The organism is Klebsiella sp. OBRC7 (genome assembly GCF_000293135.1).
GTDB classification, from domain to species: domain Bacteria; phylum Pseudomonadota; class Gammaproteobacteria; order Enterobacterales; family Enterobacteriaceae; genus Klebsiella; species Klebsiella michiganensis.
Genome location: NZ_ALNJ01000146.1, coordinates 90242 through 103766 on the forward strand (window position 1 = coordinate 90242; position 13525 = coordinate 103766).

The 13525-nt window shown below is 58.5% G+C and carries 10 protein-coding genes; 5 read left to right on the forward strand and 5 right to left on the reverse strand.

What is annotated here, in order from left to right; genetic code table 11:
* Positions 1–7: 7 nt before the first annotated feature.
* Genes HMPREF1144_RS28125 through pcaC form a run of 3 tightly spaced genes read left to right on the forward strand, consistent with a single transcriptional unit; the run spans position 8 to position 2490 of the window.
* Positions 8–1360 (forward strand): 3-carboxy-cis,cis-muconate cycloisomerase, encoded by a 1353-nt coding sequence (locus HMPREF1144_RS28125; RefSeq protein WP_009654793.1) that lies wholly within the window; start codon positions 8–10, stop codon positions 1358–1360.
* Positions 1350–2117 carry a 3-oxoadipate enol-lactonase gene (gene pcaD, locus HMPREF1144_RS28130; protein ID WP_004851332.1) on the forward strand — a complete coding sequence of 256 codons (768 nt, stop codon included), beginning with the start codon at positions 1350–1352 and terminating at the stop codon, positions 2115–2117. Before HMPREF1144_RS28125 ends, pcaD begins: the two co-directional genes overlap by 11 nt.
* Positions 2107–2490 carry a 4-carboxymuconolactone decarboxylase gene (gene pcaC, locus HMPREF1144_RS28135; RefSeq protein ID WP_004851330.1) on the forward strand — a complete coding sequence of 128 codons (384 nt, stop codon included), beginning with the start codon at positions 2107–2109 and terminating at the stop codon, positions 2488–2490. The genes pcaD and pcaC overlap by 11 nt, the downstream gene beginning before the upstream one ends.
* A gap of 83 nt (positions 2491–2573) precedes the next feature.
* Here pcaC and fumA read toward each other — a convergent pair whose 3' ends face one another.
* Positions 2574–4229, reverse strand: coding sequence for a class I fumarate hydratase FumA (gene fumA, locus HMPREF1144_RS28140; RefSeq protein ID WP_009654749.1), 1656 nt, complete (start codon positions 4227–4229; stop codon positions 2574–2576).
* A gap of 52 nt (positions 4230–4281) precedes the next feature.
* A complete protein-coding gene (locus tag HMPREF1144_RS28145) occupies positions 4282–5787 on the reverse strand; it encodes an anion permease (RefSeq protein ID WP_004851326.1) in 1506 nt (501 codons plus the stop codon).
* A gap of 627 nt (positions 5788–6414) precedes the next feature.
* Here HMPREF1144_RS28145 and HMPREF1144_RS28150 point away from each other — a divergent pair.
* Positions 6415–9192, forward strand: a complete 2778-nt coding sequence (locus HMPREF1144_RS28150) for a flavocytochrome c (protein WP_004851324.1) — start codon at positions 6415–6417, stop codon at positions 9190–9192.
* A 67-nt stretch (positions 9193–9259) separates the two neighbouring features.
* Complete coding sequence (locus HMPREF1144_RS28155; RefSeq protein ID WP_009654764.1) at positions 9260–10210, forward strand: FAD:protein FMN transferase; 951 nt, start codon at positions 9260–9262, stop codon at positions 10208–10210.
* Here the strand turns inward: HMPREF1144_RS28155 and dcuR are convergent.
* From dcuR to HMPREF1144_RS28170, 3 genes are all read right to left on the reverse strand, one after another.
* The gene (dcuR, locus tag HMPREF1144_RS28160; RefSeq protein ID WP_009654714.1) at positions 10191–10910 is read right to left on the reverse strand and encodes a two-component system response regulator DcuR; all 720 of its coding nucleotides are present in this window, start codon (positions 10908–10910) and stop codon (positions 10191–10193) included. The two genes, HMPREF1144_RS28155 and dcuR, sit on opposite strands and share 20 nt — an antisense overlap.
* Complete coding sequence (locus HMPREF1144_RS28165; RefSeq protein WP_004851318.1) at positions 10907–12520, reverse strand: sensor histidine kinase; 1614 nt, start codon at positions 12518–12520, stop codon at positions 10907–10909. The genes dcuR and HMPREF1144_RS28165 overlap by 4 nt, the downstream gene beginning before the upstream one ends.
* Before the next feature lie 80 nt (positions 12521–12600).
* On the reverse strand, positions 12601–13524 hold the full coding sequence (locus tag HMPREF1144_RS28170; RefSeq protein WP_004851316.1) for a LysR family transcriptional regulator: 924 nt from the start codon (positions 13522–13524) through the stop codon (positions 12601–12603).
* Position 13525: the final 1 nt, after the last annotated feature.

Genomic DNA, 13525 nt, shown 5'->3' on the forward strand with positions numbered 1-13525 from the left:
AGCCATAATGAGTTTGTTGACCCCGATGATGCGCACCAGTCCGCTGACCGCCTGGTTCAGCGATGCGCAGCGGGTACAGGGGATGCTGGATTTTGAAGCCGCGCTGGCTCGCGCTCAGGTCGAATGCGGCCTCGTGCCGCAGGCGGCGCTTAATCCCATTATCGAGAGTTGCCGGCACGAAAATATCGACTTTGCCGCGCTGGGGCAGGCCGCCGCCAGCGCCGGGAATCTGGCGATCCCGCTGGTCAAACAGCTGACCGCGCGGGTGAAACAACGGGATGACGCGGCGGCGCGCTACGTACACTGGGGGGCGACCAGCCAGGATGCTATCGACACCGGCTTTATCCTGCAACTGCGCGGCGCGCTGGAGGAAACGGACTCCCTGCTGCAGCAACTGATCGACGCGTTAGCCCATCAGGCGGCGCGCTATCAGGATACGGTGATGCCCGGGCGTACCTGGATGCAGCATGCGCTGCCGGTCACCTTCGGTCTGAAACTGGCCGGGACGCTGGATGCGCTGCTGCGCTGGCAGGTGCGTCTGCGAGAGATGCGCTCAAGGGTGCTGGCGCTGCAGTTTGGCGGCGCGGCGGGCACCCTCGATTCCCTTAAAACGCAGGCGCCGCGGATCGCCGGCGCGCTGGCGAAAACCCTCGACCTGCAGCTTCCGGATGCGCCGTGGCACAGCCAGCGCGACCGGTTGCTGGAGGTGGGGGCATGGTACGCGGGCGTCTGCGGCACGCTGGGTAAATTCGCCAATGATTTTTCTCTGCTGATGCAAACCGAGGTTGCAGAGGTGGGTGAACCGGTCGCCGAAGGGCGCGGCGGATCGTCCACCATGCCGCACAAACGCAATCCCATCTCCTGCGCCGCTATTTTGACCGCCGCCCAGCGTACGCCCGGACTGGTGGCAACGCTCTATGCCGGGCAGATCCAGCAGCACGAGCGGGCGCTGGGCGGCTGGCAGGCGGAGTGGGAAACGCTGCCAGAGCTGATAACTCTCGTCGGCGGCACGCTGGCGCAGAGCGAGGCGCTGGTCCGCGACATGCAGGTCTTCCCGCATAAGATGCGCGCCGACCTCGATATCACCCATGGCCTGATTATGGCCGAGGCCGTCACTCTGGCGCTGGCGGAGTTTGTCGGCAAAGCCGAGGCTCATCACCGGGTTGAGGCGCTGTGTCGCCAGGCGCTGGATGCGTCTCGTTCGCTGTTAAGCGTGCTGGAAACCGATCCGCTGGTCAGCGAACATCTCTCCGCCAGCCGCTTAACCCAATTGCTGGACCCGACAACGGCGACCGGCAGCTCAGCACTCTTCGTGCGCCAGGTTGTGGCGCGCTATAAGGAGCAACGTCATGAATGTTGATTATCAGATAGATGGGCCGCAAGACGCGCCCGTCATCGTTCTCTCTAACTCGCTGGGCACTACCCGGGCGATGTGGCAGCCGCAGCTTGAGGCGTTAACGCAGCATTTTCGCGTGCTGCGCTACGATACCCACGGCCATGGCGCCACCCGTAAAACCGGTAAAGTGACGCTGGCGCAGCTCGGCGAAGATGTGATTGCGCTGCTCGATCATCTTAATATCGCTAAAGCCTGGTTCTGCGGGATTTCAATGGGCGGCCTGACCGGCCTGTGGCTGGGGCGCTTTGCCCCCGAACGTTTTCAGGGGCTGGTCGTTGCCAACACCGCTGCGCGTATTGGTGACCAGGCCGGCTGGCTGTCGCGCGCCCGTACGGTGCGTCAGGAAGGGATGGAAGTGGTCGCCGCAGGCGCCGCGGACCGCTGGTTTACCCACGCATTTCGTCAGAAGACGCCGGAAGTGGTGGAAGCGTTGTGTCACCAGCTGACCCATATCGATGCTGAAGGCTATGCGGCCTGCTGCGAAGCGCTGGCCGCCGCCGATCTGCGTGGAGAGGTCGCGCAGATTGCGATTCCGGTGCTGATCGTCGCCGGAGAAAGTGACCCTGTCACAACGGTGGCGGACGCCAACTTCCTGCATCAGCAGATCCCGGTCTCTGAAGTCGTCGTGCTGGCGGCTTCGCATTTATCGAATATCGAAGCGCCGGGGGCGTTCAGCTCGGCGCTGCTGGGTTTTGTTCAGGGGGAAAAGCATGGACGATAAACAGCGGTATCAGCGGGGAATGGAGGTCCGGCGGAAGGTGCTCGGCGATGCTCACGTCGATAAGACGCTGCAAAAGCTGACGCCGCTCAACGAAGCGTTCCAGGATTTTATTACCCGCTACGCCTGGGGAGAAACCTGGACCCGACCGGGGCTCGATCATCATACCCGCAGTATGATCACCATCGCCATGCTGATTGCCCTGAACCGGGAAGCTGAGTTGAAAATGCATCTGCGCGCGGCGTTTAATAACGGCGTCACCCGCGATGAGCTGAAAGAGCTGATTATGCACTCCGCGCTCTACTGCGGCCTGCCCGCCGCCAACGCCACGATGCACCTCGCACAGCAGGTATTTGACGAGATGGATGCCGTTTAGCCGCCACCCGGCAGGTTTGTCGCTCATTTCAGGCCGTCATGCGACGGCCTTCGACGGTTACCCGCCGCCAGGGGCGGGTAATCTCATCCTCTTTGCTGCGAACAGCCTGCGCACTGCTTATTCTGGATCTGCTGGAAGAAGTCATTGCCTTTGTCATCCACCAGAATAAACGCCGGGAAGTTTTCCACTTCGATTTTCCAGATGGCTTCCATCCCCAGTTCAGGATAGGCCACGCACTCCAGGCTCTTGATGCTCTGCTGTGCCAGCACCGCTGCCGGGCCGCCGATGCTGCCGAGGTAGAAACCGCCGTGTTTATGACAGGCGTCGGTCACCTGCTGGCTGCGGTTGCCTTTGGCCAGCATCACCATGCTTGCGCCGTGGGATTGCAGCAGGTCAACGTAAGAGTCCATGCGGCCTGCGGTGGTCGGGCCAAGGGAGCCGGACGCATAGCCTTCCGGGGTTTTCGCCGGGCCCGCGTAGTAGATCGGATGATCTTTGACGTACTGCGGCAGTTCCTCACCGTTATCGATAAGCTCCTTCAGCTTCGCGTGGGCGATATCGCGGGCCACAATAATGGTGCCGTTGAGGGTCAGACGCGTCGAGACCGGATGGGCGGAAAGCTGGGCCAGAATCGCGCTCATCGGCTGATTAAGATCGATGCTGACGACCTTGCCTTCGCCCTGCTGGCGCAGAGGCTCGGGAATATACTGGCCCGGGTTGCTCTCCAGTTTCTCAATCCAGATGCCGTGACGGTTGATTTTGGCTTTGATATTGCGATCCGCCGAGCAGGAGACACCCATGCCCACCGGGCAGGAGGCGCCGTGGCGCGGCAGGCGGATGACGCGGATATCGTGGGCGAAGTATTTGCCGCCGAACTGTGCGCCGAGACCGAGGTGTTGCGCCTCCACCAGCAGTTCCTGCTCCAGCTGAATATCGCGGAAGGCCTGGCCGTGTTCGTTGCCTTCGGTCGGCAGTTCGTCGTAATAGTGGGTAGAGGCCAGCTTCACCGTTTTTAGCGTCGCCTCTGCCGAGGTACCGCCAATCACAAAAGCGATATGGTACGGCGGGCAGGCGGCGGTGCCTAGCGTGCGCATCTTCTCAACGAGATAGTTTTTCAGCTTCGCCGGAGTGATTAACGCTTTGGTTTCCTGATACAGATAGGTTTTGTTGGCCGAGCCGCCCCCTTTGGCCATACAGAGGAATTTATATTCGTCGCCGTCGACGCTGTAGAGGTCGATTTGCGCAGGCAGGTTAGTCCCGGTATTGACCTCTTTATACATATCCAGCGCGGCATTCTGCGAATAGCGCAGGTTATCCTCGGTATAGGTGTTATAGACGCCGCGGGCGAGGGCCGCTTCATCACCGCCGCCGGTCCAAACGCGCTGGCCTTTCTTACCCATAATAATCGCCGTGCCGGTATCCTGGCAGGTGGGCAGCACGCCTTTAGCCGCGATTTCAGAGTTGCGCAGGAACTGCAGCGCCACGTACTTATCGTTATCGCTGGCTTCAGGGTCGAGGAGGATCTGCGCGACCTGTTTTTGGTGGGAAACGCGCAGCATAAACGCCGCATCGTGGAAGGCCTGCTGTGCCAGAAGAGTGAGGGCCTGAGGGTCTACTTTGAGGATCTCCTGGCCTTCAAATTCGGCCACGGACACGTGCTCTTTGCTCAGCAGATAGTATTCAGTCTTATCTTTTGCTAGCGGAAAGGCTTCCTGATAGACAAATGGTTTAGTCGACATTGCTTTGCTCCCTAAGAGTAAAACCGCCGGGGTTCGGCCCGACGGTTATGAATCAGAACATCATGGACATCCACGGATAGCCAATCAGCAGCAGGGCGGCCAGGAAGATGGCGCCGAAAATCGTGCCGAGACGCCAGTAGTCTTTGGTCGGCAGATAGCCGCTGCCGTAGTAGATTGGGCTGGGACCGGTACCGTAGGGGGTGATAATCCCCATCACGCCGAGCGAGGTCACCATCAGCAGCACGAACACCTGCATATTCATCCCCGGAATGGTGGAGGCGATAGTCAGCATGGCCGGCAGCAGCGCGGTGGTGTGCGCGGTGGTGCTGGCGAACAGATAGTGCAGCAGATAGAACGCCAGCAGCAGGACAACGGTCGCGACGCCCGGGGAGATGCCGCTCATCAGCGCGCCTCCTTCTTTACCCAGCCAGGCGATAAAACCGGTGGAGGAGAGGCCGTCGGCCAGCGCCACCAGGGTCGCGAACCAGGCAAAGGTATTCCATGCCGCTTTGTTGCTGGTGATATCGTTCCACGAAAGTACGCCGGTCCACAGCATCAGCACGATAACCAGCAGGGCGGCCAGCGCCGGTTCAATCCATTCGGCGGCGAAGATCCACATCATCAGTGCAAAGCAGACGAAGACCAGCAGCAGAATTTCATTGCGCGACAGGCGGCCAAGTTTTTCCAGCTCGCGGGCGGCCCACAGCGGTACTTCATCGTTGACTTTCACTTCCGGCGGGTAGAACCAGTAGGCCAGCAGCGGCATTGCCAGAATCAGCAGGATACCCAGCGGCAGGAAGGCGATAAACCAGGTGCCCCAGGAGATATTAATGCCGACGATGCTTTTCACCAGCGCCAGCGCCAGCAGGTTCGGCGCCAGTGCGGAGAGAAACATTGAGCTGGTGATACAGGCGGCGGTAATGGCCACCCACATCAGGTAGGAGCCGATACGGCGCGCGCTCGGGTCGTTGGGCTTAGAGCCGTACAGCGGCGGCAGGTTAGCGATAATCGGGTAGATAGTCCCCCCGCTGCGCGCGGTGTTGGAGGGGGTAAACGGCGCCAGCAGCAGGTCGGCGAAGGTGATGGCGTAGCCCAGCGTCAGGCTGCGGCGGCCGAGGTACTTCACCAGAATAAGCGCCAGACGGCGGCCAAACTGGGTCTTATCGTAGCCGGCGGCAAACATAAAGGCGCCGAAGATAAGCCAGACGGTGGAGTTACCGAAACCGCTCACCGCCCATTTAAAGGAGGCGCCGGCAAGCTTGAACCCTGGCGCGGCCAGCTGTTCAGGGCTGAACAGCAGCCACTGGCTGCACAGCGCAATCACCACCACGCCGGTAATACCGATGACCGCGCCGGGTAGCGGTTCGAAGATCAGACCGACGATCACGCCGACGAAAATGGCAAAGTAGTGCCAGGCGTAAGGGGGAAGGCCGTCGGGCACCGGGACGAATAAGAGTAAGACGGCAACGATAATGGGCATCGCCATCATCAGCAGACGTTTATAAGCAGCATTTGTTGCTGCACCGGCAGGCGGTATGGTTGTCTTTTTCTCTTTCATAATGAGTATCTGCAAGTAGTTAAAAATAGGGCTTCGTCATCGCTTAACCGTTCAATTTCTTTAGTTGCAAAACTTTCTTTAATTATTAATTGTCGGTTTTGGTTATTGCGCTGACCGTTATTTAACGCGCTTCGCTGGGCGTTAAATTAAAATATTGGGTTATCTATATATTGCGCTTTCATGCGCCGTTGCAATTGATTTAGATCAAAAAAAGCGGGTTGTTAGCCACTTTTTTATTATTACGGATAACCCTGTTTAGTGAGGTGTTTATTTGTCTGAAATTTGGCTTAATGTTAAATCACGAATGGCTCCATGAACTGATAATTTATTTATATTATTGAATTTTATCATTTTATTTTGATATCTTCCTGGCGGCACATGTTAAAAATGGTTTCCGGTTTGTTATTGGTTATATCCACTATGTGAACGAATTATATTTAATTAATAATACAAAGGAGGTATCGATGTTATTGTTGGTATTAAATAGTTTTTTAACTAACGTAATTATTTTGGTAACTAAAAAAAGCGCTATATTATTGGCATGACTTAAGGGATTACCAAATACAAACAAAAACAATTCCGTCACCCAATTCTCAATTTTCAATATTTAAAATCTGGAGCGTCATTATGACCAGTCATCCACGAATTTTGCGTCCTTTTACTTTACCGAACGGTACTGAGCTTAAAAACCGCCTGTTAATGGCGCCGATGACCACCTGCACCGGTTATTTTGACGGTACCGTGACCAGCGAACTGGTTGAGTACTACCGCGCTCGCGCAGGCAGTATCGGCACCATTATCGTTGAATGCTGCTTTATTGATGACTACGGTCTGGCGTTCCCCGGCGCCATCGGTATCGATAATGATGAAAAAGTGGCTGGCCTGGCGAAAATTGCCGCCGCCATCAAGGCGGAAGGGTCAAAAGCGATTCTGCAGATCTACCACGGCGGCCGGATGGTCGATCCGCAGCTTATCGGCGGACGCCAGCCGGTGGCCCCGAGCGCGATTGCCGCGCCGCGCGATGGCGCAGCAACCCCCCGCGCGCTGAGCGGTGCTGAAGTCGAGGGCATGATCGCGAAGTTTGGCGAAGGCGTACGCCGCGCCATTCAGGCCGGTTTCGATGGCGTCGAGATTCACGGCGCGAACACCTATCTGATCCAGCAGTTTTATTCGCCAAACTCTAACCAGCGCGACGATGAATGGGGCGGCAGCCGCGATAATCGCGCGAAATTCCCGCTGGCGGTACTGGACATCACCCACAAAATGGCCCGCCAGTACGCCGACGATGCCTTTATTATCGGCTACCGCTTCTCCCCGGAAGAGATGGAAGTCCCCGGTATCCGTTTTGCTGACACCATGTATCTGCTGGAAAAGCTGGCCGCCCGCGGCGTCGACTATCTCCACTTCTCGGTTGGCGCCACGTTGCGACCCTCGATTGTCGATACCACCGATCCCACGCCGCTGATTGAAAAATATTGCGCCATGCGCTCTGAAACCCTGGCTCAGGTGCCGGTGATGGGCGTGGGCGGGGTAGTGAACGCGGCCGATGCCGAGCAGGGTCTGGATCACGGCTACGACTTGATGGCGGTGGGCCGCGCCTGTATCGCGTATCCTGACTGGACGGCGCGCATTGCTGCCGGCGAAGAGCTGGAGCTGTTTATTGACAGCACCCAGCGCGAAGCGCTGAACATCCCGGAGCCGCTGTGGCGCTTCTCGCTGGTGGAGGCGATGATCCGCGATATGAGCATGGGCGACGCCAAATTCAAACCGGGGATGTTCGTCGAAACCGTTCAGGACGACGCTAACGAGCTGGTGATCAACGTCAGCCTGGAAAACGACCGCATTGCCGATATCGCACTGGCGGCAAGCCCGGTACAGACCGTCGAGTTCACCACCAGCTTTGAAGAGATCCGCGAGCGGATCCTCAGCGCCAACACCCCGCACGTGGATGCGATTTCCGGCGCAACCAGCCAGAGCGAAGCGGTGAAAAAGGCGGTTTCCAAAGCGATGCTGAAGTCCAGTAAAGCGCTGGCCGCCGAAGAGGGCGCGGGCGATGCGGCGCCGAAAAGCTACGATGTGGTGGTGGTGGGCAGCGGCGGAGCCGGTCTGGCGGCCGCGATTCAGGCGCACGATGAGGGCGCGAGCGTTCTGATCGTTGAAAAAATGCCGACCATCGGCGGTAACACGATTAAAGCTTCTGCCGGGATGAACGCCGCAGAGACCCGCTTCCAGCGCGTGAAAGGTATTGAAGACAGCAAAGAGCTGTTTTACCAGGAAACGCTGAAAGGCGGTAAGAGCAAAAACGACCCGCAGCTGCTGCGCCGCTTCGTGGAGAATGCGCCGGAAGCCATTGAGTGGCTGGCGCGTCGCGGCATTATGCTTAACGATATCACCACTACCGGCGGGATGAGCATCGACCGCACCCACCGTCCGCGCGACGGGTCGGCGGTCGGCGGCTACCTGATCAGCGGCCTGGTGCGTAACATCACCAAACGCGGTATTGATGTCCTGCTGGATACGTCGGTGGAAGAGATCCTGATGACCGACGATGAGGTGAGCGGCGTACGCCTGCTCACCGATGAAAACGAATCCGTTGTGGTACAGACGAAGAGCATCGTGGTGGCTACCGGCGGCTTCAGCGCCAACAGCGCGATGGTGGTGAAATACCGCCCGGATCTGGCGGGCTTTGTGACCACCAACCATAAAGGGGCGACCGGCGGCGGTATCGCGCTGCTTGAACGCATCGGCGCGGGCACCGTGGATATGGGTGAAATTCAGATTCACCCAACCGTCGAGCAGCAAACCTCGTACCTGATCTCCGAGTCGATTCGCGGCGGCGGGGCGATACTGGTGAACCCGCAGGGCAACCGCTTCTTCAACGAAATGGAGACCCGCGATAAGGTTTCCGCCGCGATTATCGCGCTGCCTGAGCATTTCGCCTATATCGTCTTTGACGAGCACGTCCGGGCGAAAAACAAAGCCGCCGATGAGTACATCGCTAAAGGTTTCGTCACCAGCGCCAGCTCGCCGCGTCAGCTGGCGGAGAAACTGGGGATGGATTACCATGCTTTTCTCAATACGCTGGAACGCTACAACGGCTTTGTTGAAAAACAGCATGACGATGACTTTGGCCGTACCACCGCGCTGCGTGCGCCAATCAATGAAGGCCCTTACCATGCGATTCGTATCGCCCCGGGGGTTCACCACACGATGGGCGGCGTGACCATTAACACCGATACCGCGGTGCTGAATGCCAGTCACCAGGTGATTGCGGGCGCTTTTGCCGCGGGCGAAGTGGTGGGCGGCATTCACGGCGGTAACCGCATCGGCGGTAACGCGGTGGCCGATATCATTATCTTCGGGACCCTCGCGGGCCATCAGGCGGCGAAACGCGCCAGAGGTTAAGCGTCAGCGACACCCGCCGGGCTGGCAAATAGAGGGCCCGGCTTCTTATCTCTCTGAGGAGGGCGATATGTCCGACAACCGCGTCTACAGCTACTCCGCCGTACTGATGGGTTCGCCCATTCTCCTCAAGCTCTACGTTCACGATGAACCGCTTGCTTCCCGCGTCTTTCAGCTGATTAAAGGCTATGAAGATCTTTTCACCGTTAACCGCGCGCACTCCCAGGTGATGGATATCAACCATGCCGCCGGGCGGCATCCGGTGACGGTGAGCCGCCCGGTGTATGCGCTGATTAAATGCGCCAAAGCCGCCAGCATGGTGCGGGACAGCGCGTTTAACCTGGCGATCGGTCCGCTGGTGAAGCTGTGGCGCGTTGGTTTTCAGGGCCAGAGCGTGCCCGCCGCGCAGGATATTGCCGCTCGCCTGACGTTAACGCGTCCGCAGGATGTAATCCTCGATGACGCCGCCGGCAGCGTCTACCTTGCGCGGACGGGAATGGAGATCGATCTTGGGGCCATCGCGAAAGGCTATATCGCCGACCGGGTGCGCGACTATTTGCGGCAGCAGGGCGTGAATGCCGCGTTGATTAATCTCGGCGGCAACGTCCACACGCTGGGCGAATGGTCTATCGGGTTGAAAAAACCGTATTCAGCGGCGGATGCGCTGATTGGCAGCATTGCGGTGGCGGGACAATCGGTGGTGACCTCGGGCATTTACGAACGCTACTTCGAGCAGGACGGCAAACGCTGGCACCATATTCTCGACCCGCGCAGCGGCTACCCGCTGGATAACGAGCTGGAGAGCGTAACGATTATTTCCGCCGACTCGCTGGACGGCGATATCTGGACCACCCTGATCTACGGTCTTGGCGTAGAGAAAGGCTGCGCGGCGCTGCGCCAGCGCGAGGATATCGAAGCGATTTTCGTCACTAAAAATCGCGACGTTATCCTCTCTTCACAGCGCCGTTTCCGCTTTCAACTGCTGGATGACGGCTACCGGCTTACTGGCTGTACTGCTTAAGCAGGCCGTACTGCTCCGCTATCAGGTGGTAGCGGTACACCGGACGTCCCGTGGCGCCGTAGTGGATACTGGTGTACAAAATATTAATTTGCGCCAGCCAAATCAGGTATTTGCGACACGAAACCCGGGATATATTTACCGCTGCCGCCAGCTCGTCGGTGGAGAACTCCACGTCCGGATGGGCATCAATCCACTGACAGAGGGTGCGCAGCGTCTGGGGCGTCAGGCCTTTCGGCAACTTGCGGGCGTCAGCGGCTTCCGGTACGCCACCGTGCAGCAGCCGGTCGACATCCGCTTGTTCATAATAGGGTTGACCGGTCATCAGCTTACGCTTTTCGCGCCAGGCGGTGAGCGCCTCTTCAAACCGTGGAAACTGGAAGGGTTTGATCAGATAGTCCACCACGCCGTAGCGCATCGAGGCCTGAACCGTCGCGGCATCCGCGGCGGAAGTAATCATAATCACGTCGATGGCCCGTCCGGACGCGCGAATGGCGGGCAGCAGATCCAGACCGCTATCCTGCTGCATATAGACATCCAGCAGCACCAGATCTATCTCCAGATCCTTATCGTTAATCATCTCCCTGGCTTTACTCAACGTAGACGCCGTGCCGCTGCAGTGGAAGCCGCTGACCCGTCCCACGTACAGGCGGTTCAGTTCGGCAACCATGGCATCATCGTCAACAATTAATACATTTATCACGCACTTTTCCTTTTACTGTCCCACGGGAGATGAACAAAAAATTGAGTAAATACGCCGGGTTCGGATTCCACGGCCAGCGATCCGCCCAGTTCGCGAAGCTGCTGGCTGGCGAGAAACAGCCCGACGCCGCGGTTTTCGCCTTTGGTGGAGAAGCCTTTATTAAAAATATCATCGATAAACGCTTCCGGAATACCGGGACCATCATCGCTGACTTCGCCGCTTAACCAGCCGTTCTGATAATGCAGCAGCAGGCCGACTTCGCCTTCGGCCTGGCCGCTCATGGCATCCAGCGCGTTTTCGATTAAATTACCCAGCACCGTAACCAGTACGGTGACCTGTTTTTCATTCGGGCAGTCCGGCACCAGGCTCTCTTCGGCGAGAGTGAGGGTAAAACCCCGCTCCTTAGCGCGCTGAATTTTGCCGATCAAAAAGCCTGCCACTACTGGTGATTTAATCCGGTGCTGGATTTCGCCGATATCCGCCTGATAGGTATGGGCGGTCTGCAGCACGTACTCTTCCAGCTTATCGTAGCTTTTCATATTCAACAGGCCGAGGATCACGTGTAGCTTATTCATAAATTCATGCGATGTGGTGCGCAGGGCGTCCACATAGTTCACCATCCCGTCAAGACGCTGCAGCAGCTGGCTGACTTCGGTTTTGTCACGGAAGGTGCTGATGGCGCCGACCACGTCATCCTCGTCGCGGACGGGGACCGTGTTGCTGATCAGCAGCAGACCGTTACAGCCCAGCTCCCGATCGTAAATCGGCTCGCCGGTTTGCAGCACTTCCTGCAAATCCGCCAGCAGCGGCGTTTGCGCGATATCGTTCCCGGGGCCGTTAAACAGAATGTCGCGCGCGGCAGGGTTAATCAGCGTCACCTTGCCGTCTGTGTCCACCGCCACGACCCCCTCTTTTAATGAATGCAGCATCGCCTGGCGCTGCTGGAACTGCGTTGAGATCTCCTGCGGCTCAAGACCCAGCAGGACGCGCTTCAGGCCGCGAACCAGGCTCCATGTACCGACGGCGCACACGAGCGCGCTGAACAGCACGGTCAGAATCACATCCCAGCGGCTGGCGGCGATCTGCGTATCAACTTTGCTCAGCGAAATGCCAATCGCCACCACGCCGATTTGCCGGCGGCTATCGTCAAACACCGGGGTGAAGACGCGCAGCGCCGGAGCCAGCACGCCGTGGTTGACGGCAACGTTCTCTTTGCCCGCCAGCGTGGGCCGGATGTCATCGCCGATAAAAGGTTTGCCGATAATCTGGCTATTGGGATGCGAGTAGCGAATGCCGTCCATATTGGTGACGACGGCAAACAGCAGGCCATTGCGCCGGGTGACGGCCAGCGCCAGCGGCTGAATAATGCCGCTGTCCGGCGGCAGCGTCAGGCCGCGCTTGACTTCAGGGGTGTCGGCCAGCGTCCGCGCCACCGCCAGCGCCGTATCTTTCACGCCGTCGCGGGTGGCGCCGCTAATCTGCATAAACCACAGGGCATAGACCAGAATCAGTACTGAACCGATGACGCTGCCGATCATTAAGGTCACGGCGGTGCTCAGCTTCATGCTCATTGCGCGTTTACGCGCGGGCTGCTGCGCGAATTCATTCATACCGACCCCAGGAGAAAACGGATAGAGGCGTATTATCGCTGAATGCGCGGTTTTCATAAAGCCGCGTAATAAAAGCAAAATCAGCCAGACGGCAATTCTGGCGGACGCGATTTGCCGCCGACGGCCAGCAGATAGTCTATAAACGCCCGCAGCGGCGATGCCATCTGCTTACGGCTGGGGTAGTAAACGTAAAACCCGGGAAAAGCCGGGGTCCACTCTTTCAATAGCTGGACTAGCTGGCCTGTCTCCAGCCAGGGATCGACCTGATGGGCAAACTGATAGGCAAGGCCTGTGCCCTTGAGGGCTAACGGCGTCAGCATGGCCGGTTCATCGACGACGATCGGCCCTTTGACCGCAATCTCGTAGCGTTCGCCGTCGCGCTGAAACTCCCAACGATAAACGCTGCCGTCGCTGGGCCTGCGGTAAGTCAGACAGGGGTGCTGCAGCAAATCCTGCGGCTTTCGCGGCTGCGGCGCTTGCGCCAGGTAGTGCGGCGAGGCGACGACTTTCATTTCAAGGTCGCCGCTCAGCCTGACGGCAACCATATCCTGATGGAGCTTTTCACCGAGACGAATTCCGGCGTCAAAACCGGCAGAAACGATATCGACTAAAGCATCGTCGGTAACAATATCCAGCTCAATGTTGGGATAGCGTTGCATAAATCCGCCCAGCAGCGGGGCCAGATAATGAATCGCGGCGATGCGCGACACATTGAGGCGCAGGCGGCCCGCGGGCGCGCTGGCCGTCCGGGCATCGGTAACCGCGTCTTCCAGCGCCGCCAGCGCGGGAGCCAGCCGCTGCATCATGCGCTTGCCGGCCTCGCTCGGCGCGACGCTGCGCGTGGTCCGGTGTAATAAACGTACGCCGATGCGCTCCTCGAGACGACGGATGGTTGCGCTTAAGGTGGAGGTCGTGACGCCGAGATGCGCCGCCGCCCGGGTAAAACTGCCTTGCTCAACGACCATCGCGAAGGCTTTTAATTCCGCAAAATCACTTCCCCGCATT

Excerpts from the sequence above, each read along its gene's own strand:
- HMPREF1144_RS28125 (WP_009654793.1), top strand. The coding sequence starts at position 8 with ATGAGTTTGTTGACCCCGATGATGCGCACCAGTCCGCTGACCGCCTGG.
- pcaD (WP_004851332.1), top strand. The coding sequence starts at position 1,350 with ATGAATGTTGATTATCAGATAGATGGGCCGCAAGACGCGCCCGTCATC.
- pcaC (WP_004851330.1), top strand. The coding sequence starts at position 2,107 with ATGGACGATAAACAGCGGTATCAGCGGGGAATGGAGGTCCGGCGGAAG.
- fumA (WP_009654749.1), bottom strand. The coding sequence starts at position 4,229 with ATGTCGACTAAACCATTTGTCTATCAGGAAGCCTTTCCGCTAGCAAAA.
- HMPREF1144_RS28145 (WP_004851326.1), bottom strand. The coding sequence starts at position 5,787 with ATGAAAGAGAAAAAGACAACCATACCGCCTGCCGGTGCAGCAACAAAT.
- HMPREF1144_RS28150 (WP_004851324.1), top strand. The coding sequence starts at position 6,415 with ATGACCAGTCATCCACGAATTTTGCGTCCTTTTACTTTACCGAACGGT.
- HMPREF1144_RS28155 (WP_009654764.1), top strand. The coding sequence starts at position 9,260 with ATGTCCGACAACCGCGTCTACAGCTACTCCGCCGTACTGATGGGTTCG.
- HMPREF1144_RS28165 (WP_004851318.1), bottom strand. The coding sequence starts at position 12,520 with ATGAATGAATTCGCGCAGCAGCCCGCGCGTAAACGCGCAATGAGCATG.
- HMPREF1144_RS28170 (WP_004851316.1), bottom strand. The coding sequence starts at position 13,524 with ATGCGGGGAAGTGATTTTGCGGAATTAAAAGCCTTCGCGATGGTCGTT.